At 61.3% G+C, this 21988-nt stretch carries 19 protein-coding genes; 10 read left to right on the plus strand and 9 right to left on the minus strand.

The annotated features are described in order from the left end of the window. Nucleotides 1–203: 203 nt before the first annotated feature. A complete protein-coding gene (locus D1Y85_RS27730) occupies nt 204–416 on the plus strand; it encodes a GDCCVxC domain-containing (seleno)protein (RefSeq protein WP_124153242.1) in 213 nt (70 codons plus the stop codon). 201 nt (nt 417–617) lie between these two features. Here D1Y85_RS27730 and glmS read toward each other — a convergent pair whose 3' ends face one another. The 6 genes from glmS to D1Y85_RS22300 are packed head-to-tail and all read right to left on the minus strand — an operon-like array spanning nt 618 to nt 10175. Continuing rightward, nucleotides 618–2435 (minus strand): glutamine--fructose-6-phosphate transaminase (isomerizing), encoded by a 1818-nt coding sequence (gene glmS, locus D1Y85_RS22275; RefSeq protein WP_124153243.1) that lies wholly within the window; start codon nt 2433–2435, stop codon nt 618–620. A gap of 40 nt (nt 2436–2475) precedes the next feature. Continuing rightward, the gene (locus D1Y85_RS22280; protein ID WP_425466967.1) at nt 2476–3792 is read right to left on the minus strand and encodes a hypothetical protein; all 1317 of its coding nucleotides are present in this window, start codon (nt 3790–3792) and stop codon (nt 2476–2478) included. An 18-nt stretch (nt 3793–3810) separates the two neighbouring features. Then, entirely contained in the window at nt 3811–4416 is a 606-nt protein-coding gene (locus D1Y85_RS22285) for a Biofilm PGA synthesis auxiliary protein PgaD (protein WP_124153245.1), read from the minus strand. Next, nucleotides 4394–5662, minus strand: coding sequence for a poly-beta-1,6-N-acetyl-D-glucosamine synthase (pgaC, locus tag D1Y85_RS22290; protein WP_124153246.1), 1269 nt, complete (start codon nt 5660–5662; stop codon nt 4394–4396). Before pgaC ends, D1Y85_RS22285 begins: the two co-directional genes overlap by 23 nt. Then, nucleotides 5659–7743 carry a poly-beta-1,6-N-acetyl-D-glucosamine N-deacetylase PgaB gene (pgaB, locus tag D1Y85_RS22295; protein ID WP_124153247.1) on the minus strand — a complete coding sequence of 695 codons (2085 nt, stop codon included), beginning with the start codon at nt 7741–7743 and terminating at the stop codon, nt 5659–5661. The genes pgaC and pgaB overlap by 4 nt, the downstream gene beginning before the upstream one ends. A 26-nt stretch (nt 7744–7769) precedes the next feature. Continuing rightward, a complete protein-coding gene (locus D1Y85_RS22300) occupies nt 7770–10175 on the minus strand; it encodes a poly-beta-1,6 N-acetyl-D-glucosamine export porin PgaA (RefSeq protein ID WP_124153248.1) in 2406 nt (801 codons plus the stop codon). A 473-nt stretch (nt 10176–10648) separates the two neighbouring features. Here D1Y85_RS22300 and D1Y85_RS22305 point away from each other — a divergent pair, with 473 nt between their 5' ends. Then, nucleotides 10649–11119 (plus strand): hypothetical protein, encoded by a 471-nt coding sequence (locus D1Y85_RS22305; protein WP_246025016.1) that lies wholly within the window; start codon nt 10649–10651, stop codon nt 11117–11119. A gap of 114 nt (nt 11120–11233) precedes the next feature. After that, the gene (locus tag D1Y85_RS22310) at nt 11234–11881 is read left to right on the plus strand and encodes a hypothetical protein (RefSeq protein ID WP_124153249.1); all 648 of its coding nucleotides are present in this window, start codon (nt 11234–11236) and stop codon (nt 11879–11881) included. 255 nt (nt 11882–12136) lie between these two features. On the opposite strand, the gene D1Y85_RS22315 is transcribed toward D1Y85_RS22310, so the two are convergent. Continuing rightward, nucleotides 12137–13585: an MFS transporter gene (locus D1Y85_RS22315; protein ID WP_124153250.1), complete on the minus strand. Its 1449-nt coding sequence runs from the start codon at nt 13583–13585 to the stop codon at nt 12137–12139. Between the two features lie 167 nt (nt 13586–13752). Here D1Y85_RS22315 and D1Y85_RS22320 point away from each other — a divergent pair, with 167 nt between their 5' ends. From D1Y85_RS22320 to D1Y85_RS22325, 3 genes are all read left to right on the plus strand, one after another. Continuing rightward, the gene (locus D1Y85_RS22320) at nt 13753–14019 is read left to right on the plus strand and encodes a hypothetical protein (RefSeq protein ID WP_124153251.1); all 267 of its coding nucleotides are present in this window, start codon (nt 13753–13755) and stop codon (nt 14017–14019) included. Nucleotides 14020–14098: 79 nt separating this feature from the next. Next, on the plus strand, nt 14099–14242 hold the full coding sequence (locus D1Y85_RS27180) for a cupin domain-containing protein (RefSeq protein WP_185219077.1): 144 nt from the start codon (nt 14099–14101) through the stop codon (nt 14240–14242). Nucleotides 14243–14337: 95 nt separating this feature from the next. Then, a complete protein-coding gene (locus D1Y85_RS22325) occupies nt 14338–15216 on the plus strand; it encodes an ADP-polyphosphate phosphotransferase (RefSeq protein ID WP_124153252.1) in 879 nt (292 codons plus the stop codon). Between the two features lie 169 nt (nt 15217–15385). On the opposite strand, the gene D1Y85_RS22330 is transcribed toward D1Y85_RS22325, so the two are convergent. Then, on the minus strand, nt 15386–16483 hold the full coding sequence (locus D1Y85_RS22330; protein ID WP_124153253.1) for an NAD(P)H-dependent flavin oxidoreductase: 1098 nt from the start codon (nt 16481–16483) through the stop codon (nt 15386–15388). 582 nt (nt 16484–17065) lie between these two features. Between D1Y85_RS22330 and D1Y85_RS22335 the strand changes: the two genes are divergently transcribed. Continuing rightward, a complete protein-coding gene (locus D1Y85_RS22335; RefSeq protein ID WP_124153254.1) occupies nt 17066–17452 on the plus strand; it encodes a YybH family protein in 387 nt (128 codons plus the stop codon). 141 nt (nt 17453–17593) lie between these two features. Here D1Y85_RS22335 and D1Y85_RS22340 read toward each other — a convergent pair whose 3' ends face one another. Then, on the minus strand, nt 17594–18817 hold the full coding sequence (locus D1Y85_RS22340; protein WP_124153255.1) for a retroviral-like aspartic protease family protein: 1224 nt from the start codon (nt 18815–18817) through the stop codon (nt 17594–17596). A gap of 1065 nt (nt 18818–19882) precedes the next feature. Here D1Y85_RS22340 and D1Y85_RS22345 point away from each other — a divergent pair. The 3 genes from D1Y85_RS22345 to D1Y85_RS22355 are packed head-to-tail and all read left to right on the plus strand — an operon-like array spanning nt 19883 to nt 21978. Continuing rightward, entirely contained in the window at nt 19883–20488 is a 606-nt protein-coding gene (locus tag D1Y85_RS22345; protein ID WP_124153274.1) for a c-type cytochrome, read from the plus strand. A 13-nt stretch (nt 20489–20501) separates the two neighbouring features. Beyond that, nucleotides 20502–21785, plus strand: a complete 1284-nt coding sequence (locus D1Y85_RS22350) for a c-type cytochrome (RefSeq protein ID WP_425466968.1) — start codon at nt 20502–20504, stop codon at nt 21783–21785. A gap of 10 nt (nt 21786–21795) precedes the next feature. Then, nucleotides 21796–21978 (plus strand): hypothetical protein, encoded by a 183-nt coding sequence (locus tag D1Y85_RS22355; RefSeq protein ID WP_124153256.1) that lies wholly within the window; start codon nt 21796–21798, stop codon nt 21976–21978. Nucleotides 21979–21988: the final 10 nt, after the last annotated feature.

Genomic DNA, 21988 nt, shown 5'->3' on the forward strand with positions numbered 1-21988 from the left:
AGTCGGGACTCCCTCAACCGAACCCCTTCGCCGACGATCGGAGAACCGGGCACATAAAATTCGAAGTATTCACCGAGGCAGAAGCGGTCTACGCGTTGATCAACACGATTACTGATTTGCACGCGAGGGAGCCCTGATGGTGCGGTCGCCGTCATTCCCGTGGAGAAGCTACTTTTTCTGTCTCAAGTAATGGAGGTGCTGTGATGGCAGCAATCGTGCTGGCTTCGAGCATCACGTGTCCTGTGTGCGGGCACAGGAAAGAAGAGACAATGCCCACCGACGCCTGCGTCTGGTTTTACGAATGTACACATTGCAGGACAGTGTTGCGACCAAAACCACGAGATTGCTGCGTGTACTGCTCGTATGGCACCAACAAATGCCCTCCGATGCAGCAGTCCGGTTCCTGCTGCACCTGACCCGGTTCGCGCAATGTGGGGAGTGAACCGGCCTTGCGTCGGCCACGCTCACTGTTCCTTCCTGTGGCCGATCACCGCCCACCGAACCCGTAGTTTGAATAATTTCACTTAAGTGCAGCCCCGCCTGAGTTTGCGGGGCCGCAATGTGGCGTTAAGTAAAGCTATTCGAAGTTGCAGTGTGCGCCGGCCACCCTGGCGTGCCTACTCCACCGTGACCGATTTGGCGAGATTGCGGGGTTTGTCGATGTCGGTGCCGCGCAGGCAGGCCACGTGATAGGCGAGCAACTGCAACGCCACCGCGTGAAGCACAGGTGATAGCGGCCCTCGCCAGGCCGGCATGTGGATCACCCGCATACCGGGTCCGGCCATCAAGCCCGTGTCCGAATCGGCAAGCACGAAAAGCCGTCCACCACGCGAACGCACCTCTTCCATATTCGATTTCAGCTTCTGCAAAAGCGCGTCGTTCGGCGCGGTCACGATCACCGGCATGGACTCGGTCACGAGCGCCAGCGGGCCGTGTTTGAGCTCTCCAGCCGGGTAACCCTCGGCGTGAATATAGGAAATCTCCTTGAGCTTGAGCGCCCCTTCAAGCGCGATCGGAAAATGCGCGCCGCGCCCGAGAAAGAGCGCATGCTCGGTCTGGTGGAGCGCCTCCGCCCACGCCATGATCTCGGGCTCGCGTGCCAGCACGTTGCGCATCGCGTCCGGAAGCGCCGCAAGCTGGCGCATCCAGGTTGCGGCCTCGCTCTGACTCACCGACCCACGCTGTCTGCCGATGGCAATCGCAAGCGCAAACAGCGCGACGAGTTGCGTCGTGAACGCCTTTGTCGACGCCACGCCGACTTCGACTCCGGCCTCGGTGATAAAGGCCCAGCGGCTTTGCCGGACCATCGCGCTCGCAGCGACGTTGCAGATGGCCAGCGTGCGCGCTTCGCCCATCGACTGAACGTAGCGTAACGCAGCGAGCGTGTCGGCGGTCTCACCCGACTGCGAGACCGCGATGACCAGTGTGTTGCCTTGCGAAACGTAATCGCGATACCGGAATTCGCTTGCTATTTCCGCGCGTGCCGTCACATTCGCGAAATGCTCGAACCAGCTGCAGGCGGTCAGCGCCGCGTAGTAGCTCGTACCGCATCCGAGCATCACCAGATTCGACACATCGGCCAGTTCTTCGGGGGACGGCATGGCGGCCTGCAACGATTCGTCCCCGGACATCGTCGCGAGCGTGCGGGCTACCGCTACCGGCTGTTCGAAGATTTCTTTCTGCATGTAATGCCGATAGGCACCCAGCCCGGTATCCTGCGCGTGGCCACGCGACTTGACCTCGCGACGCGAAACCGTCCTTCCCTCCCGATCCTGGATCGCGATATCCGTGCCATGAATATCCACGACGTCGTTATCCTCGAGATAGACGAAGCGTTCGGCACAGTCGGCGATAGCAGTGGTATCCGATGCGAGAAATGCACCGTCGTCTCCGATGCCCACGACGAGTGGTGATCCCTGCCGTGCGCCGACGATTCGCTTCGGCTCGTCACGGCACATCACCGCGATCGCATAGGCCCCCTGAAGCAGTCCTGCCGCGTCGCGAACCGCAGTCAGAATGTCGCCCTGGTAATGATCGCGGATCAGGTGCGCAATCACTTCCGTATCGGTCTGACTCTGAAATTCGTAACCCTTCAGGCGCAGCTGCTCGCGCAATTGCTCATGGTTTTCAATGATGCCGTTGTGCACGACCGCGATCTGCTCACCCGAAAAAATCGGGTGAGCATTGTTGATCACCGGTGTGCCATGCGTTGCCCACCGCGTATGCGCAATGCCGGTCACGCCGTCGAGATCGGCGGCTAGCGCGTCCGCTTCGAGCGAACACACGCGAGAGAGCGTGCGTACCCGGCGCGCCTCACCGCGCTGGAGCACCGCCACACCACATGAGTCGTATCCCCGGTATTCGAGTCGCTTCAAACCCTCCAGCAAAAAGGGCACGACATTTCCCTGGCTCACGCCAGCAACGATTCCGCACATATGCGCCTCCACTATTAGATGCGTCGCTTCACTGCGACTGTTATTGCGTGGCGTCCGAGGCACAGCGATCCGACGCGGATGGCGCTACCTCGTTGCCCACGTTGAAGTCCGCTTCGCGCAATCCCGTCGGCGAAAGCGAAACAAAGTGAATGGAGTCAGGTCCACGCGGCATACCGACTGCACCCGTGTTGCCCCATGCAAATGGCGCACGTTGCGTGCCGCGCAATTCGATCGTGTTTTCGGTCAACGCGAGCGCCATCAGCCGTCCATCGCGCGTGGGCACGTAGGCGACGTTGCCGTTCACGCCAATGCCCGCTTCGCGCACGGAAGCCGGCAGACAGTCGAGCTGCGCAGTCGCGCGCCCGTCTTCGTCGACCAGCCACACCTTGGTGCGTCCCGTTGCAAGCGTGGCCTCGATCACGAAACGCCCGACTGCAGGCACCCAGGCCGCGGCGTACGTGTAGTACTCCACCTTCGCATCATCCACGCCGGACTCAGGCCGTACGATCTTGCCGGACACCGGGTCCAGCACGGCACACTTGAGCTCGGCGATGGTCTCGCCGGGAATGTACTTTTGCCAGACGAGCAGCGCGCGCGTGGGCGATCCGGCAATCATCGGCCACCACTCGCGCACGTGCGGGGCGACGTCCTCGTGCGAAAGAAGCTGTCCGCGGTCGCCGTAGACTTTTGTGTAGACCCCTTTGCCTGTGCCGAGATTGTCGACGCCGCCACCGTCAACCCAGTCTTCGGAATAGAACACGACAAAGCGGTCCCCCACGGCCGCCACGTGTCCGGAGTGGCCGCCGGATTCGACATCGTTCGGATAGGGCTTGATTGGCCTCAGATCGGCACGATAGACGCCGTAACGCTGACTGACCGTGTTCGGCGTGTTCCAGCCATCCTCGAAGCTGACGAATATGTTGCCCGACGTGCTCTGCGCGACAGAAACGGGCTCCTGTGCCTCCGGTCGGCTGATGAAGATGTGCGGATGCGAAACGTGAGGGGATGCCGGCGACCATTCACCCACGTACACATCGTGCGGCCAGCTTCCGTCCTTGTTCGCACCGCGCGGCGGCAGGCCCGAACTACTGAAGAAGACCCAGTTCCTGTCGCCGTCGGCGGTCGCATAGCCAATGCCGTGCATGAAGCGCCGTTCGTCGCCGAGGCCCGGTGCAGGCACGGCAACAACCGCCCCGGCCGGCGCACGCGATGCGTTCAAGGCATTCTGTGCGGCACCACGGCTGGGCGGCGGACTCGCACCCAGCAACGCCACGAGCACGACCGGCATAAGCGCACTCGTTCGCCCTCGTCCAGCCAGGCGCCGCAAACCGTGCGCGGTTCCGGATAGCGGCTCCATTGCGATCCAGCCAGGCACTCAGTAATGCCTGTGACCCGGCCGGAAATCTCTCGGCGCGCGCGGCGGCATGCCGGACACTTCGGCAATCGAATAGCGTGCGTGCTTCGCCTCGTCATGGGCGTTCTTTTCAGCCATGCCGTCGGCCACGCTGCGTCCAGCCGGCGCATGAAGGATGAGCGCATTCAGCGCCGCGATAAGACCGTTGGCGTCGTGCGAAGCGAAGAACACGTGCGATATCGTCTTCCAGTCACGCAGCGTTTCCGATGCGAAAGGCCCCGGTTCGACAGTGAGACCCGCCTTGCGCCGCAACAGCCGTTGCGTACGCGACTTCGACGCAAATGGGTGAGCGACGCGCGCGAGAATCATCCACACCGTCAAGACCGATGCGATCTCGCCAATGGCGGCGAGATACGAAACCAGCTCGCGTATGGACAGATCGCCCTCGTCGAACGGCAACAGATACCGGTACGCGTAGATGGTGATACCCGCCCACATCGAACCGACACAAGCGGGCCGGATGAGCCGGAACCATAGAATGAGCAGTATCCCGCGTGCCTTGCCTTTCTCGGCGATGATCTGACGCGCGGAACGCAGGGAGAGATCAATGACGGGCCTGTTGTTCATGTTGAATACCTCTATCGGGGCTAGTCCAGACTGCACGTTTGCCGCGCCGACGCAGAGCGATGGCGGGCAGCGCGACGACAGTGGTGACCATGTTGATCAACCAGAACGCCAGCGGATACCAGACGGTATCCAGGATATAGAAAAGCAGCTTTTCGTCGTAACGCCTGTCGATCAGGCAGCCGACGATGATCTGCAGGACGCAGGTCGCCACCAGCAACATCCCGTGCCAGTGCGGCACGAGCGCGACGTTCCAGTCCTCCGGCAATGAATAGACGGTGCCGATCGCCGCGAGCAGCAAGATAAAGGACATCGAATATGCCCACGCAATACCGAGCAGATATTCGATGAAGAGCGGCCACATCATGATCCGCCTCGCGCTCATGAGCGTGCCCCAATACTTGAACAGCACCTGAATGCCCCCTTTGGCCCAGCGCAGGCGCTGTTTGTAGAGACCTTTCAGCGTCTCGGGCATCAGGATCCAGCTGAGCGCGTGTGGCTCGTAGGCTACGCGCCAGTCGTTGCACTGAAGCTTCCAGCTGATATCGATGTCCTCGGTCAGCATGTCCGAACTCCAGTAGCCGACATCGGCAAGCGCACTCTTGCGGAACATCGTGATGACACCGGACACGGTGAAGATCCGGCCATAAACCTGCTGCGTGCGCTTGATGAGTCCGACAATCGACGAAAATTCGCCGACCTGCATCCGACCAAGCAGCGAAGTGCGTGTGCGGATACGCGGATTGCCGGTCACCGCGCCAACGTTCGGATCGGAAATGAAGTGCTCCAGCATCCATTCGATAGCGTCGTCGCCAAGCAGCGAGTCACCATCGATGCACATCAGGAACGGCGCATCGGTCACCACGGCGGCAGTCGTCAGGCCAATCGCCTTACCCTCATTCTTCGAGTGGTGAACCACGGTCAAATGAGGAATCTCGGCGGACAGCTCGTTCAGAACGTCGCCCGTGCGGTCGCGGCTACCGTCGTTGACCGCGATGATTTCGTAATTGGCGTATTGGAGCGCCGCCAGATGATGCAATACGCGGCGCGCGTTCGACTCCTCGTTGTAGCACGGTACGATGATCGCCACCTTCGGCATCCCTGCCATTCTCAATGCGCGTGGCGAGCGGGTTCGCCCGTGCTCCAGCGCGAGAAAATGAACGGTCCCGCCGATCATCCATAAATAGGACATAAAAAACGGGTAGAAGAAGATGAAATCCTGAAGCCGGTTGATCACGATATGCATCATTGATTCATTCCCCCTGGGGTGCTCTTGAGCAGCGCATTAATCGAGGTCGGATCGAGCCTCGAGCGCATCGACATGACGTCGCGCATTGCAAGCGCGTTCGGCAAATCGCGAGCGTAGTTGTCGGGGTAGTAGCCGAAACTCACCATTCCGGATTCCCGAAGATGACCCATCTGCTGGGTCAGGCGGTCGGCCGGTATGCTCTCACCCGTGCGGAAATCGATTGCTTCCAGGAGAAAGACCGTTCGGCGGGGGCCTTGCGGCACGGCACGTATGTGCTGTCCGAGCGAGTCGAGCCAGCTGTCCACGGACGAGACGCCCTGTCGCGACGGCATGGCGAGCAGGCCAACGAAATCGTAGTTGTTCAGGAACGCCTGATAGTCCTGCGCGTAGCGCTGCCCGGCGTCCGGGTCGATCACGACATCGGGAAAGATCGTGCGCACGGTCAGCACCTCGTCGCTGTTCTGACTGTCGAGGACGATGCGCTGCAATTCCTTCGAGAATTCCAGAAGATGGCGGGTCTTCAGGCTGCCCCAACGCTTCGCGAGTTCCGGATTCGCCCGGATCTGATCGATATCGTGCGGCAGATTCCAGCTCGCGAGCATCTGGCGGCCGTGCTGCCCGGCGTCCTCGAAATCGCTGAGCGTCGCGTCTTCGCCGAAGAGTAGTCCGTTAAAAGCAGCGTATTTGCCGAGGTCTTCATATAAGTCGCGCACGTACGCGCGCGCAGCCGGGTCGAAAGGACTCAGTCGCCGCACGTTCGACACCCCGGGTGGTACTGTACCGCCCGTTGCAGCGGTCACGAACTCGACGCGTCCGTTGAGTTGCGCGGGCACCGCAAAGGCGAGCATAGGCATCCACGCGTAGACCTGTACGTTGGAACGCGTATTCAACTGCCACGCCGCGCGAGAAAACAGATCGGAACGCACGGGCAAATGCCGGTTCGGAAAATACAGTGCCTGCGCCACCCCTGTATGCGCGGGATCAGAGAAGGCTTGCAGGTACACCGAACTCGGCTGCAAACGATAAATCCGCTCAATCAATTCACCGAGTTTCTTTTCCTGCACATCGGGTGCGGGATCGTAGACATCGTCCAGCGAAACCACCACAACCCGCTCCACCGGATTGATCTGCCCGCGATTCTCCGCCGGCTCGCGCATCGAACGCTCCAGACCGCCGACGTCGAGGTCATACGTCGCGAGAATCCGGCGCAGGCGGTCGAGCGGAATGTCGCTCGTATTCGGCCCGGACTCGAGTGTGAACTGCGTAGGCATGCCAAGGTGCGACGACACGCTTCTCACGGTCAGATTCTGCGCGCCATACGGCCACACCATCGAGCGGATCGTCACGCCGGTCTGGTTCTTGACCTGACGTATGCACCGCGCCAGATCGCCTCGCACGCGCGACTCGAATTCGGCGTCCGTCTCATAGCGCTTCTGATCCTTCAGGTACAAATGCGAAGTCGCCGCCGGCAATTCATTGCCTTGCGGATTGGCCACGGCGCCGTGATGCAGGTCGTGCGTATGACACGCCAGTTCGACAAGACCCGATGAGGCCACCGCGCGAATCTCGTCCCACGACATGTACGTATTGCGCGGCACGACGATCGTGTCCGAAAGTCGAATGCCCGAGTCCGCGGGCGTGTCTATCCACGATGTCACGATCCCCATGACAGCCGGGTAATTGAACTGCTTGAGAAGCGGAAGCACCTTGTCATGATGGCTCTTGAAGCCGTCATCGAAGGTCAGCAGCACCGAGCGCGGCGGCAAGGGCTTGCCGCCATGGCGCGACGCCACGACCGCCTCGAACGTGACAGGATGATAGGCATTCGACTCCAGCCACGAAAAGATCGATGTCAGCGTGCCGGTATCGACCGCATACGGATCGAGCACATTGTTCGTATTGAATTCAGCCCGCAGATTGTCGCGCACGTCGTGAAAGCAGAGCACGCGAAACGTCTTGCCATCGGCAGGATCGGCCGGCGGAAGGATGTCGATCAGCTTGGCCGGCGCGAGCGATGGAAACAACGTGCAGCCCGCCATGGCACCCAGACAGCTGCACACAAATCGTCGACGTGAATCCATCGCCGGCCTCCTTTCGCATTTCAAAGTCAGAACGGAACCACGAGCGCGGCGTATGCAGTGACGGACGTTTCTCGCGAACCGTCGTAGTCGTGGCTGAGTACACCGATGCCGTAGGTGATCGCAACGTCGTGACTGAACGTCCACGCTTGTTCGATGCGTCCACCGTACTCCGCACTCGTGCCGAAGCCGCGCTGGTTATAAGCGCCCACGGTCAGATAGATACGCTGCAACAGGGCCTTTTCGCCGCTGCGCCACGCTGCCCACTGGTGCATTGCGACCACTTCCGCCGTGTAATCGCGCGAGGGCGCGAAGTAGGCCGCGTTGGTGATCGTGTTGCTGCTCGTGTTCAGATTCAACGTGAGATTCACCAGCTGGTTCGGAGCGGTGAATACACGCTGTGTCCCACTCAATGCAATCTCCTGATTGAAGTTCGAATCGCTGTAGCGCGCGGCGCCGTACGACACGGACGCCGAACGCCGATCGGTGTCAGTGAAATTCAAGGTGAACTGCGCGGTTTTTCCCCACAGATGCTCGACGTAAGCCTTCCAGGGAATCGCATTGGAGTCACTGTCGACCGCCGCAGTGGCCGACACATAGTCATTAAATGCAAAACTGATTTCGCCGTTGCCGCCGGTTCGTCCATTGCCGCCCATCGAGCGGGTCACCTCGCCGGTCACGGTAAGCGGACCGTTGCGATAGTCGCCGCCAGCGCCGACACGGGTACGGCTGATATTGCCAATATCCGTGTCCGCATAACCGTAGAACGTATGGGCAAATACGCGCCAGTAGTCGTAGATGGGTGGCGAATACAACGTCGTGTCGATGCTGAACTGATTGTCCGCCAACACCGAGTTGCCATGTTCGCCACTGACGTCGAACGACAGCACCGGTGCGCGGTACGCGGCGAAGTCCCGCTTGAAACCGCGCACGGAGCCGTTCTCGGGAAACGTGTCGTCGAAGGCGTCGTTGATGCGGCGCGCGCTTGCATAGTCGCCCAGCGCAAGCGACGCCCGGCCCAGCCCCGCCAGTGTCTCGATGTTGTCCGGGTGGTCCGTCAACGTTGCGGAGTACATGTCGCGCGCGCGCCGTGTCTGTGACATGCCGAGTGTCGCGTCGGCCTGCGCGTTGCGCACCTCCGAATTGAACGGAACCTGTTGCTCAAGGCGCTGCAGTCCGGCCATGCCTGTACTCGTCTGGCCGGAGTAAATCTGAAACTGCGCAAGCAGGCGGTAATAGCGCAGATAGTCGTCATTCGCCTGGTCCCACGGATGAACCTCGTTGGCCGGTGGCAGCGAATGCTGGATGTCGTCGAGCACCTGCTGCGCCTGCACATACTTGTTCTGGTCGGTGAGCGCGTAAAACAGACCTTCGCGCAAATCGATCAGACGCGTGTGCGTGCCGTACTGGTATCCGAGTGTCGCTGCATCGGTTGGAACCGAGGCGGACTGGTCGATCGCGCGGCGATAGACCTGCTCTCCCTTGGCCGGTTGCTGAAGATAGGAATAGGCTTCGCCCACTGCCGCGAGGGATTCGACCGAAACCTCCGCCCCCTGTGGAATCGACTCGAACGCGGCCACGGCATCCTCCATCCGCCCGCGCGCCGCGTAGGCTACAGTGCGGTCGCCGGCAAGCGATGCTCGCACTTGCGCGTATTCCGGCGTCTTCGGCAGTCGTGCATCGAATTCATCCGCCTTGCGAATGGACGCATCGAGTGCATCGAAGCGATCGGAACTCGTCATCGAGCGAACCTTGGCCCGACCGCCCCGCACCTCCTGCCGGATGCTGAGTTCCTCGATCTGCGCGATGTCGACCGGCGAAAACACATCGGGTCTCGCCTTTGCCTGTTCAAGTGCGCGAATCGCACCGCCACTGGTCGCAAGTCCGAGGACGCTTTGGCGCAGCGCGTCGTTCGGTGAGAGGTTCTGCTGCGCGGCAGCACCTGCTGGCGGGATCTGCCCCAGCGATCCCGGCTGGGGTCCCTGATCCGATGGACTAGCAGGTGGTGGCGTGACGGCAGCGGGTGCGGCATTCGACCCGCTCGCCGGGGCGAGCGGCTGCGTACTCATCTGTTCCTTGGGAGCCTGTGCAACGACTTCGCCTGCAGGCGCTTCAGATTCGCGCGTAACCGGAGCGGCCACCGGCATTGGCGCGGCGCCTGCACTCTCCTCGGGAGCAGGCGACACCGCGGCCACCGCGTAGACCGTAGAGCCGGACTCATCGGACATCACCGCTCGACTCTGCGGAGTCGCGTCCATGGGTGCGTCGGCCAGCGCGACAACGTACACCACCGGCATCTCCCCACCCGACTCCCTCGCCTCTCCGTCTTTGCTTTCGAGCGCTGCAAAGGCATACAAAAGCAGGACGACAGCGCGCGCGCAGGCCGTGAGCTGCCGCTGCGAATGTGCCGCGTACACACGTTTGTTCTCGTTCATGTCACCAGTTCCCTGCCGATAGTTAAACGCGAAAATGCGAGTCCCCTGGCGCAATCGACGTGCCGCAAAGGACACATCAATGCTGAAAAACTGGACGCGATGGCTACAACAATCAGTCGAGAAAAACCGGAATTCAATCCAGTAAACAAGGTACTCGCGGCGGGAATGCGAAAGCTAACCTCTACTCAGTAAAATCTGTAACGAGACTTTATTCGCACCGATGGCGCAGGACTTCGGGCTTTTGTCTGATTGAAGCAACGCTTGCGGGCGGCGCGTCCTTGCGTGGCAGATGCTGGCAGAAAATTTATTTCGTTTTAGGCCATTCAACATCCCAACTATACGGTGACGGGGTCGGCGCAAGCAGCTTCCTGCTATAAAGTGAAAGCATCGTCGGAGACTCCGTCAAACCCACCAGGGTTGCATTTCGCTCCGTCGATTCCTATCCTTTTGATCATCCGCCAGGGAGATCAATCATGGTGGTCTTCAAAAAACGCGACCTGCTTGCGCTATCCGGCATCCTGCTCATTGCGTGCACTGACGCGCAGTCCGTAAAAGCGCAGTACTCACGGCCAGCGGAACCGCAGAACATGCAAGCCGCCGCACCGGTGGCACCGCGTCCACCCTCGGCAAGCCCCGCGCCGCAACAGATGCTCTATTACGTGTGCGGTAAGCCCGGGATCGATTCGCACGTTACCTCACCCGATCCGGACCATCCTTTCAACATGGCCATCTCGTTCGTGTCCGCCTCCGATGGTGCGCTGCTCTCCGACGTCGCGGTCAAGGTGAGGCGTCACGGCCGTGTCCTGATGGATTTCGTTGCTGCAGGTCCTCACTGTCTGTTCTCCGTACCGGATGCCGACTATCGTATAGAAGGCACGTATCGTGGCGAAATGAAGTTCGAGATCGTGCAGACTGGAAACATGAACGCCCGGATAAAGTGGTAGGGTGACTGGGACACATACCGGGCATTGCACGTGCACAACTGCGTTATACGCGTGGTGACGCGACTTTGAGCGTCATTGCGGCTAGAGACCCAGCAACGGAGGGAAACGCGGGCCATGACGATCCCGAAACATCACGAACGAGCGCCAGATGACACGCGGGCGTACGACGTAGAAGTGTCAGACACCGGGGCCGCCGATAGCATTGACAATCCCGAGCGTGTCACTGCAGGAGCGTGGCTCAGTCTCGCGCTAAGTCTCTCCTTTTACCTGCTCATGCTCGCAATTGGCGCGAAGTACGACAGCGACCGCCATCCTCGCGCGAAGCCTGCCGAACCGGATCACTCGACACTTTCCGGTCCGATGGCGAACGCGCCCGTAGCTGCGAGCAGCCAGACACTGGCGCCCCGGTTCGACGCGCCCGGTGCTCTGCTTGCGCGCGCGCGCGCCTGCGCAGCCGTCGCGCAATGGAATTGCGTGATCGAAGCAACTAGCGGTGTCATTGCACGAAGGGGCAACACGCCGGAAACCAGGGCGCTGCTTACCCAGGCCATGGTCAACGGGGGATGGGTGCCCGCGAACGCACCAACGGTAGCGTCAACCGTTCAGACGCAAGACATTCATCCGGTCTCCGTCGCGCCTCCGGGGCCGAAGCGGATGATGAAGCACGTGCATCGGCATGTCCCTCACCCGCCCCTGCTTCGATACGCAACAACGACACGCTCCGATTTTCCGAGCTATATGCCCGATATATACCGGCATTGATAACGCTATTGTCAATCTTCAATGTCTGACGCGTGAGTCTCTGAATTAAATTGGTCAGCATTTTGTATGCAGGCAAGAAGCTTCAATTCGGGTCTTAACTCGTCACTCCACTTAAAAGGCATTTACAAAAGCTTTCCATTTATTGTCGAGCCTCGGGTAAACGCTGCCTTTGACTTTCAGCCCCTGACGCGAGCGCACCGGGTGTCCTTACGCTCACAGGAAACCCTGATTGCGCACAGCATCCAACACGACCGCTCACTCGTCTGGTAGCGCCGAAAGCGGCGTGGCGACATGCTCGAGCGGCTTGCGCTCCGCGTCCACACCCCAGATTGCGGCGATCAACGCTGCGGCGAGCATCAGCGCGGAGCCGACGAGATAGCCGATGAACACTTCGCTGCGCTGATGCGTATCGACCAGCCGGCCGAAGAAGGCCGGGCCCGCAATTCCACCTAGCCCCGTACCAAATGCGTAGAACACTGCAATCGCGAGCGCGCGAATTTCGAGCGGGAAAGACTCGCTGACGGTCAAATAAGCTGAACTCGCCGCCGCCGACGCGAAGAAGAAGATCACCATCCACGCGACCGTTTGCGTCGTCACGGTAAGCCAGCCCTGCGAGAACAGGTAGCCGCTTGCCGTCAACAGCAGACCGGACAACGCGTAAGTCGAGGAAATCATGATTCGTCTGCCAAGCGTGTCGAACAGTCGGCCGAGCACGAGCGGACCGAGAAAATTGCCGAGCGCGAACGGCAGAAGATAGAGCCCCACGTCGCCGCCCGGCACGTGATAGAAGTCGGTGAGCACGAGCGCGTAGGTGAAAAAAATCGCGTTGTAGAAGAAGGCTTGAGCCGTCATCAGCGAGAGGCCGACGAGCGCGCGTCTGCGATGCCTCACGAAGATCGTGTGTAAAACCGTGCGTATCGGCGTATGACCCCGCGCGCGCAGCCGCAGCGGCCTGGTAGTGTTGGCTGTGAGGACATGGCCAGCCTCGCGAAAGCGCGCTTCGATCGCTTCGACCACGGAGCGAGCCTCGTCATGCTCGCCGTGCGTCAGCAACCACCGGGGGCTTTCGGGTATCCACGTACGCATCGGCAGGATGATCAGCGCAAGCACCGCCCCAATGAAGAAGCAAGCCCGCCAGCCCCAGTCCTCCGGTAGCCAGTGCGGGTCGAGCAGGACGAGCGAGCCCGCTGCTCCGATGGCCGCACCCACCCAGAAAGTGCCATTGATGCCCAGATCGGTCCAACCGCGCACGCGCGCCGGCGTGAATTCCTGGATCGTCGAATTGATGGCCGCGTACTCACCACCGATGCCCGCGCCGGTCAATGCGCGAAACGCGAGGAAACTCGCGAAACTCCACGAAAACGCAGTAGCCGCGGTGGCAAGCAGATAGACCGCGAGCGTGACGAAGAACAGTTTGCGCCGCCCCAGCCGGTCCGTGAGCCAGCCGAACCCGAGCGCACCGCACACCGCGCCCGCGATATAGGCACTACCGGCGAGGCCCACCTGCGTGTTATCGAAATGCAGCATCGGGCTCGTCTTCAGCGCGCTCGCAACTGCGCCCGCGAGCGTCACTTCGAGCCCGTCGAGCAACCAGGTGACGCCGAGCGCCACGACGATCAGCACGTGAAAGCGCCCCCACGGCAGACGGTCGAGGCGCGCAGGGAGATCAGTCTCGATGACGGTGGACATTTCGGTGGTGTTCATCGCACGGGGACGTCCACGGTTGCGTGATTGTTGCCGCGCCATACAGGCGTGCGACGCATCGCAAGCACGCGGCGTACCTGGGCGTATCCCGACGTTCACGAGTATCGTTACAATGCACCCTGCTCCGGATCATGAACAAAGCATTGTAGAAGGCAACAGGAATCACTATGTCTGCGTTGGTCGCCACTGTGGCATTACTGATCGTCGCCTATGTCCACGTGAGCATGCCTCGCTTCACGGGTGCAGGCCGGAAACGGCTCGTCGCGCACGCGATGCTGCTGATGGTCGGCATCGTGTTCGGCGTGGTGTCGGCCATGCTGGCCGGAGCGTCGGCACCCCCGTGGGCCGTGTTCGTGACCGGCCTCGGCGTGGTTCATGTGCCCGCGCTTTGCGTGCTCGTGATCAAGCGACTGAGGCGTTCAGGACGGAGCTGATCGCCACACACCAACGACAGCCGCCGTCGCTTTCATTGGTTCCGCTTGCTGTTCGACGCCTTATCGGGTTCGGACTTGCATGAAGTTCGAAACGAGCGACGGCGACACCTGTCGCTGCGAACCGGGTACGGTCGTGCTCGTCGAGGACACCGTCGGCAAGGGGCATCGTTCGCGGCATCCTGACGAGGGGCAATTCAACGTGTTCATTCCGCTCGAGAGTTGACCGATCGAACGATCGACGTTCGCCGCCACGGTCGAACGATGTTACGCTCAAAACGTTTCCATTCCTGGCAACGATTCTCCATTTGAGCGGTCGCTATGAAAATACACTCCGATGATTTCCGCGCCCCCGAGGGTCAAACCGTCGATCTCAAGAAATGGCCGACACGCGTGAAGCCCCTGTGCAAAACGAAGGACGAGTATCACGCCGCACTGGCCGGGCACGTCAAAAAGCTGAGTGAACTGCAGGACAAGCTCTACGCGGACAATCGCTTTGCCGCGCTGTTCGTCTTTCAGGCAATGGATGCCGGCGGCAAGGACGGTTGCATCAAGCACGTCATGTCGGGCGTCAATCCGCAGGGTTGTCAGGTGTACAGCTTCAAGCATCCGAGCGCACAGGAGCTTCAGCACGATTTCCTCTGGCGCACTTCGCGCGACCTCCCCGAGCGCGGCCGCATTGGCATCTTCAACCGCTCGTACTACGAGGAGGTGCTCATCGTGCGCGTCCATCCCGAGATACTCGGCGGCGAGGGGCTGTCGCCCGCAGCCGGGTCAGGCAAGTCGATGTGGAAAGGACGCTACCAGTCGATTGCCGGGTTCGAAGCCCATCTCTTCCGCAACGATACGCGTATCGTGAAGTTCTTCCTTCATTTGTCGAAGGAAGAGCAGCGCAAGCGTTTTCTCGAGCGCATCGACGATCCGTCCAAGAACTGGAAATTCAGCGCTTCCGACATGGCGGAACGGGAATACTGGGAGAGTTACGCCAACGCCTACGAGAAATGCCTCTCTGCGACGAGCACGGAACAGGCGCCCTGGTACATCGTCCCGGCTGACAACAAGGACGACGCCCGGTTAATCGTCTCGCAGATCATCCTCGACACGCTGGAAAAGCTGAAGCTGAGCTATCCCACTACCACCGCGGAACGGCGCGCCGAACTGCTCAAGATCCGCGAGCAGCTGGTTAATGAAGCCGGGTAGTTCACACCACATCAATTTTCCAGCTCGCAAGAACGCTCGCGAAGCGCACCGTCCTTCGCGGCAGTCATAGGTTCCAGCGAAGTAATACTCTCGTCGTGACAAAATCCGCGCGTCGAAACCGTCATCGGTCTCGAACGCGCGGACGCCCGCATTCTGACAATGTGCCGCGCTAGATCCGGATTTCCCGCATGGCTTTCAGGCACGCACGCATCTCGTTTTCGAGCTGCGCGAACAGCTCCGCAGCCGGCAAGCCACGCGCGAGCGCCGCGGCTTGTCCGGCCCACTGCGCGCCGTAGCCGAACTCGCCCTTCGCCTTCGCCGCCGCATGGAGCGCCTTGCCGGTGTCATACGCGATCGGATAAGCGGGCGTTTGCGGCGCGCGTGGATCGTTGCCGAGTTGCGTAAAGCGGTTGACCATGCTGCGAGCAAGCCGTCCGGAGATGGCCTTCGTGAACGTCGTGCGGCGCGCGGATTCACCAAGCAGCGCGCGGCGATACCCCTCGTCGATTGCCGTTTCCGCGCACGCGACAAACGCAGTGCCGAGCTGTGCGGCCTGGGCGCCGAGCGCCAGCACCGCGACGATGCCCGCGCCGTCCATGATGCCGCCCGCCGCGATTACGGGCAGAGGACTCGTGCGAACCAGAAGACGCGTGAGCGCGAAGATGCCAAGCCGGTCGTCGGTATCCGGATCGAAGGCGCCGCGATGTCCTCCCGCTTCGATACCCTGTGCGACGAGCGCATCGATACCGGCCGCTTCAGCCTGCTTCGCTTCGTCGACACTCGTCACGCTCGCGAGCAGCTTGCTGCCCGCTTGCTTGAGTTCAGCGATCACTTCGGCCGATGGCAACCCGAAGTGAAAGCTGACCACCGCGGGCCGTTCTTCTACGAGCATCGTCTGCATCGCGCGGTCCACGAGGAAACTCGTGTAGATTTCCTGGGGCTCGGCCGGAGGCGTCGCACCGTATTGCGCGAACGCGTCCGCAAGCCAGTCCGACCACGCGCGCTCCACCGCGCTGTCCGCACGCGCGGGCTGATGGCAGAACACGTTGACATTGAACGGCTTGCTGGTCAGCGCGCGCGTTGCACGAATAGCCTTGCGGGCGCTATCGGCATTCATCGCGCCGAGGCCGAGCGATCCAAGCCCGCCCGCGTTCGACACGGCCGCCGCGAGTTCGGGCGTGCTCACGCCCGCCATGGGAGCCTGAATGATTGGCTTCTCGATGCCGAGCAGGGTCAACAAGCTTCGGGTTCCTGATGAATCTGTCATTCTGATTTCTCCATGAATCAACCCATTCCCGCGCGACGCCGGAAACGGCTACCGTTCGCGCGCCCAATGCGCGAGTATGCTACACGCCGCCAGCGCCGCGGCCGTAGGCAAGCAACCAATGAGGATATTCCAGCCGCCGATACGCTCCGCCAGCGCACCGGGAGCCGCATCGCGCCCGGCGTAGCCTCGCACGCCAACGGCGTTCGATCGGGAAGCGTCGAGTCGGTTCACTTCGTTCTCGATGCCGTAAAAAGATCGCGCGTCAACGCGATCGGACACGGTGGCCCGCGAGACGTTGAAAGGCGCCGGAGCAGCGGGATCGAAGGCGGCGGGCTGCGTAATTGTTCTCCATGCAACAGCGCTGCACGCGGCGTTTGAGGTCGATGGAAGCGAGTCTGGATTAGGCTATAAATAGAGATAATCAACGACATGCGAAAGTCATTGTTCCGTGCGGCGATTCAATCGTGGTCGGTAATGCGCTTCAATTTTGTCGCGATTGGCGTGGCATTGGCCGATGGAGCGTAATGCAGGGCCTATACGTGGCTAGAATCGTGCGCATTGACACACGCTCCGGAGCGCATGATGACCGCTGACGAACGCGCGATCCGCGAACTCGTGGACACCTGGATGGCCGCAAGCACCGCTGGCGACACCGCGAAAGTCCTGAGCCTGATGACCGACGACGTCGTGTTCATGGTTCCGGGCATGGAACCGTTCGGCAAGGCGGAATTCGCGGCCGCATCGGCTTCGCAGGCGGGCATGCGCATCGACGGCACGGCCCGGATCGTCGAGCTTCAGGTGCTGGGCGACTGGGCCTTCATACGCAACTACATCGACATCAGCGTGACCCCGCCTGGCGCCACGCAAGCCGTGCGCCGCGCGGGCTATACGCTCACGCTGTTGCACCGAGACGCTGGCGGTCGCTGGCTACTTGCGCGGGATGCGAATTTCGTCGATGTGAAGAAATAGCGCGGCGCGGATTCACGCTGCAAAAGTCGCCGTACCGCCGACCTGTGCATCGTCCAAGTGAACATGACGTTCATGTCGCTGAAGGTTCCTGCCGTCCAGTTCAGAGACCTTGCATAGGCCCGTTACGACAGGACCGATGACTCAATGTAGCGGAACCAACTGCGAGCTTGACCCCTGCCAGTCGGGGACGGGGCGGGAATAATGTAGTGGAGGCAACTGCAACCTTGACCCCTGCCAGACGCGGACGGTGGGGGAATAAGTCATGTGCGTGTGCGTATTTAGATCGGGCCGGCTCGAGAGAAGCTCGTGCAGGCTCTCACTGTCGTCCGTCGATGTCGCTGATCCGGTAGTGGCCGGAGCGGGCGTAACCGGTGGCGATGCCGGTGTAGACAAATGCGTGGCTGCGGTTGCAGCGGGCTGCATGAACACCACATTGTTCGAATACGACACCCACACACGCCTTGAGTGCATGAAATCCATGCCGAGCAGCATGCCGCCCTGTGTTAGCCTGGTATCGACCACGTCCACCGGAACCTGGTGGTAGACCGAGGGGCCGATCTGAACGCTGGCAAACCGGTAGGTCCGCACAGCGAATGGCGTCCCTTCGAAGCCTGTCGCGGAACCTTGCCGCACCGGAATAGCGCTGTGTTCGTCAACGCCAGCGTCGAATGCGGACTGCTTTGTCACCATGGATCGCGTGGCGCCGGTATCGAGCAAAGCGTCTGTGGGATGGCCATTAAGTACGACCGGCAACAGGAAACGGTGTTGTCTGGACGGATCCGGCATATATTCGAAATACCGTCCCTGCCACGGGGCAAACGAGCCGAAGCAGTTCTGCGCCGTATAGAGCGTCATCTGTCTGGCGGGGAAGTCGAATTCGACGTCGTAGCGCGAAAGGACATCCGCCCCGAGCAGACCAACCGGTGGCGGCTGCATGGCTTTCATCTTTGCAGACAGCATGTCGGAGGTCAGGACCTCGAGGTTGATCCATTCCGATGGCCCCAGCTTGAGCGACGGCACGATACGGGGGTATTCCGACCGGACCTCGGTGCCGATACCGGCGGCCCGCCGTGCGGAGCTGTTATCCGTGGCGAGTTCCATCATGTCGGCCACGGCGGGCGTCAGCGACGTGCTCGCACCCGTGTCGACGATCATCGGGTAGTCCTTGCCGTTGATGCTCACGGGAACGATGTAATGCCCCGAATTCTCAGTCATCGGCAGACGGGCTTCCATTTTCAGCTGGCATTCCGGATTCGGATGAGCCGTCACCATCTGTGCGGACGCTGTGGTGCAGCAAAGTACCATGCAGTAGAAAAACCCGCCAATCCGGGTGGACCATTGCTGCGCAAGCTTTCTGTTATTCATTCAGTAATCTGGACCGGCCAGAGGTGCATAGACACTCACGAGCCGTTTAGCGGGAAGCGCAATCATTTCCGAACCGACATCGCAGTCGCGGAAATGATTAGGTAGCCTGATCTGTTTGGTGCATCAGTCAGCCTTCTCGGTAACTGATATCAACGCAGATGCGATGAATGAGACCAGGTTTAGCGAAAGTGAGATTCGATGACAGCGTTCATCCGTTCCGCTCTTTTCCGCAGCTTTAACTCCTCGTAACTCTGCGAACACAGAATTGCACAATCTCAGAAATCCGACCCACGAGTCATCAGGAATTGACAATTGTCTATTCCGCAACAATTCGAGCAGAATCGTGGAAAGAATCGGTACCGCTGTGGAACTTCTGTCGTCTGGCAGCTGTTGCGCTCTATCCGCTGCTGAACTGCCAGCATCCGGCGCATCACGACGAAATACTCGCGCAGTCGACGCGGCCGGCCGACGCCAGCAAGCTCACGCCGTGGGTAGACCCGCGCCGCTTCGGTCTGCGCACGGCCGCCTCGGGCCGCCTCGGAATACGAAGCCATCGTCGACGCGAGCGCGCGTGGCGAGATCGTCGTCGACATAGTCTGAGTGGCGAAGCCCTGCGCGCTACGTGAAGTCAGGTAAATGGCTGCGCTTCGTCATTTCGTTGCGCCGCCCCCTGCCTTGTGGCTCCCCTCTGCAACGATCGCGCCTGTCCGTTGCTTCGGCAATTTTTGCGCGTCTGCAGGCAGCCGCATGTCGACGTCGTTAGCTAACGTGATACCGACGCCCGGTATAAACCCCGCATCATTCTATTTTTTGTACACCTTCGCACCGCGTGTCTCGATTTTTCTCCCATAATGTCCCCCAGAGGATGCTTACGGGGACGCCAGCTAGCCAATAGCACGGCGCGACCCGGCACCTCATCGATACCGGATTGCATCAGGTTTGTGTTGTCACAACCGCAAGAGGGCGTCTTTGAGAAAGCGAATCGTCCTGATCGTCCTAGTGCTCCTCGGCCCGTGTGCGCCGCTCTTCGCGGCACCACCCGCCACAGAGCGCGCGCCTGATACGATGCAGGCACGCCTGCTCGCCTGCGCCGCCTGTCACGGTGTCCACGGCGAAGGAACCGACAACGACTACTTCCCGCGTCTCGCCGGCAAGCCTGCCGGCTATCTGTTCAATCAGCTGATCGCATTCCGCGACGGCGGACGCAGCTATCCGCCGATGAACTATCTGCTTGCGTATCTGCCCGACGCGTACCTCAAGCAGATGGCCGAGCACTTCGCGGAGTTACACCCACCCTATCCCGCGCCGGCAGCGCCGCGAGTCGACGCCGCCACCCTCGATCTCGGCAAGCAGCTCGTCCAGCACGGCGCGCCGCAGCGCCACGTGCCGGCCTGCGCGGCCTGCCACGGCGCCGAGCTTACGGGCATGCGACCCGCCATCCCGGGCCTCGTCGGCCTGCACGCCGATTACATCAGCGCGCAACTGGGCGCGTTCCGCTACGGCACGCGCCACACCGCGAGCCCCAACTGTATGCACGACATCTCCTCGCGCCTTGTTGACCGCGAGATCACGGCGATCGCCGCGTGGCTCGCCGTGCAGCCCGCGCCAGCGGATCCGACGCCCGCGGCGCCCGCGCCACTGCCGATCGCCTGCGGCAGCGTCCCCAACTAGCCGAGGCCTCGACGTGCGCAAACTTCGATCCCTCAGATTCGGTATCCCGCTCCTCGTTGCGACGCTGTGCGCGGCCGGCGCGCTCGTGCGCGCCCAGACGGCCCCGCCGCACGCGCCCGCCAACGCGGCCGAAAAAATCGCGCTGGGCGAATACCTCGCGCGCGCGGGCGACTGCATCGCCTGCCACACGAACCCCGGCGGCAAACCGTTCGCAGGCGGCCGCGCGATGGAGACGCCGTTCGGCTCGTTCTATTCGCCGAACATCTCGTCGGATAAGGCAACCGGTATCGGTGCCTGGACCGCCGACGAGTTCTATCGCATGCTGCACGACGGCAAGTCGCGCGACGGCACGCTGCTCTATCCCGTCATGCCGTTCGCGTCATACACGAATGTCACGCGCGCCGACTCCGATGCGATCTTCGCGTTCCTGCTTTCGACGCCGCCGATCCATCAGCCAAATCGCGAGCACAACCTGCGCTTCCCTTACAACCAGCGCTCGCTCTTGATCGGCTGGCGCACGTTGTTCTTCCGGCCCGGTGAATTCAAGCCCGATCCCGCCCAGTCGACGGAATGGAACCGCGGCGCGTACCTCGTCCAGGGGCTCGGCCACTGCGTGATGTGCCACACGCCGATCAATGCGCTCGGCGGCGTTTCGACGTCGAAGCAATTCCAGGGCGGGCTGATCCCGATGCAGGACTGGTACGCACCGTCGCTCACGTCGAACAAGGAAGCCGGTCTCGGCGAGTGGAGCATCGAAGAGATCGTCGATCTGCTGCAAACGGGCGTGTGCACGCGCGGCGCCGTCTACGGGCCGATGGCCGAGGTCGTCAAAAACAGTCTCCAGTACCTCAGCGACGAAGACATACGCGCGATGGCGGTCTATCTGAAGGCGTTGCCAGGCCACACAAACGAAGTCGACACCTCGCCGCGCAGCACCTACGTCGCCGAAGAGGCGGCCCGTCTCGTACCGCTCGGCAGGAAAATCTACGCGGCGCAATGCGCGGAATGTCACGCAACAGAAGGCCAGGGCATGCCGCCCGCCTTCCCGCCGCTCGCGAACAACCAGTCGATCCAGATGAATTCCGCCGTCAACCCGATCCGCATGGTGCTCAACGGCGGCTATCCGCCGGGCACGATCAAGAATCCGACGCCCTATGGCATGCCGCCGTTCGCCCAGCTGCTCTCCGACGAGGAAGTGGCGGCCGTGGTGACTTATATCCGCACGGCGTGGGGCAATCACGGCACGCCGGTGTCCGTGCGCGAAGTGAACGCACTGCGCGCGGCGCCGCTCTTCTGAGGCGCTCACGATGATCGAGACTCCTGCTCCCGAAACACCAGGCGATCGCCCGCTGGCCGAGCGCGTCGACGAGATCGTACAGCACGGGCCGGGGGGCGCGCTCGCGCTGGCGACCGTCTCAACGGCCATCGTGACGATCATCTGGTTCGCGTTCTATTTCCTGGTGTTCCTGCCTCGCGGCGTCATTCAATAAATAAAACGGT

This window comes from Paraburkholderia dinghuensis (assembly GCF_003837865.1).
Taxonomy (GTDB): Bacteria; Pseudomonadota; Gammaproteobacteria; order Burkholderiales; family Burkholderiaceae; genus Paraburkholderia; species Paraburkholderia dinghuensis.

Excerpts from the sequence above, each read along its gene's own strand:
- D1Y85_RS22325 (WP_124153252.1), top strand. The coding sequence starts at position 14,338 with ATGAAAATACACTCCGATGATTTCCGCGCCCCCGAGGGTCAAACCGTC.
- pgaC (WP_124153246.1), bottom strand. The coding sequence starts at position 5,662 with ATGATGCATATCGTGATCAACCGGCTTCAGGATTTCATCTTCTTCTAC.
- D1Y85_RS22340 (WP_124153255.1), bottom strand. The coding sequence starts at position 18,817 with ATGAATAACAGAAAGCTTGCGCAGCAATGGTCCACCCGGATTGGCGGG.
- glmS (WP_124153243.1), bottom strand. The coding sequence starts at position 2,435 with ATGTGCGGAATCGTTGCTGGCGTGAGCCAGGGAAATGTCGTGCCCTTT.
- D1Y85_RS22280 (WP_425466967.1), bottom strand. The coding sequence starts at position 3,792 with ATGGAGCCGCTATCCGGAACCGCGCACGGTTTGCGGCGCCTGGCTGGA.
- D1Y85_RS22300 (WP_124153248.1), bottom strand. The coding sequence starts at position 10,175 with ATGAACGAGAACAAACGTGTGTACGCGGCACATTCGCAGCGGCAGCTC.
- D1Y85_RS22285 (WP_124153245.1), bottom strand. The coding sequence starts at position 4,416 with ATGAACAACAGGCCCGTCATTGATCTCTCCCTGCGTTCCGCGCGTCAG.
- D1Y85_RS27180 (WP_185219077.1), top strand. The coding sequence starts at position 14,099 with ATGAAGTTCGAAACGAGCGACGGCGACACCTGTCGCTGCGAACCGGGT.
- pgaB (WP_124153247.1), bottom strand. The coding sequence starts at position 7,743 with ATGGATTCACGTCGACGATTTGTGTGCAGCTGTCTGGGTGCCATGGCG.
- D1Y85_RS22305 (WP_246025016.1), top strand. The coding sequence starts at position 10,649 with ATGGTGGTCTTCAAAAAACGCGACCTGCTTGCGCTATCCGGCATCCTG.
- D1Y85_RS22330 (WP_124153253.1), bottom strand. The coding sequence starts at position 16,483 with ATGACAGATTCATCAGGAACCCGAAGCTTGTTGACCCTGCTCGGCATC.
- D1Y85_RS22355 (WP_124153256.1), top strand. The coding sequence starts at position 21,796 with ATGATCGAGACTCCTGCTCCCGAAACACCAGGCGATCGCCCGCTGGCC.
- D1Y85_RS22335 (WP_124153254.1), top strand. The coding sequence starts at position 17,066 with ATGACCGCTGACGAACGCGCGATCCGCGAACTCGTGGACACCTGGATG.
- D1Y85_RS22310 (WP_124153249.1), top strand. The coding sequence starts at position 11,234 with ATGACGATCCCGAAACATCACGAACGAGCGCCAGATGACACGCGGGCG.
- D1Y85_RS22315 (WP_124153250.1), bottom strand. The coding sequence starts at position 13,585 with ATGAACACCACCGAAATGTCCACCGTCATCGAGACTGATCTCCCTGCG.
- D1Y85_RS27730 (WP_124153242.1), top strand. The coding sequence starts at position 204 with ATGGCAGCAATCGTGCTGGCTTCGAGCATCACGTGTCCTGTGTGCGGG.
- D1Y85_RS22345 (WP_124153274.1), top strand. The coding sequence starts at position 19,883 with ATGCAGGCACGCCTGCTCGCCTGCGCCGCCTGTCACGGTGTCCACGGC.
- D1Y85_RS22320 (WP_124153251.1), top strand. The coding sequence starts at position 13,753 with ATGTCTGCGTTGGTCGCCACTGTGGCATTACTGATCGTCGCCTATGTC.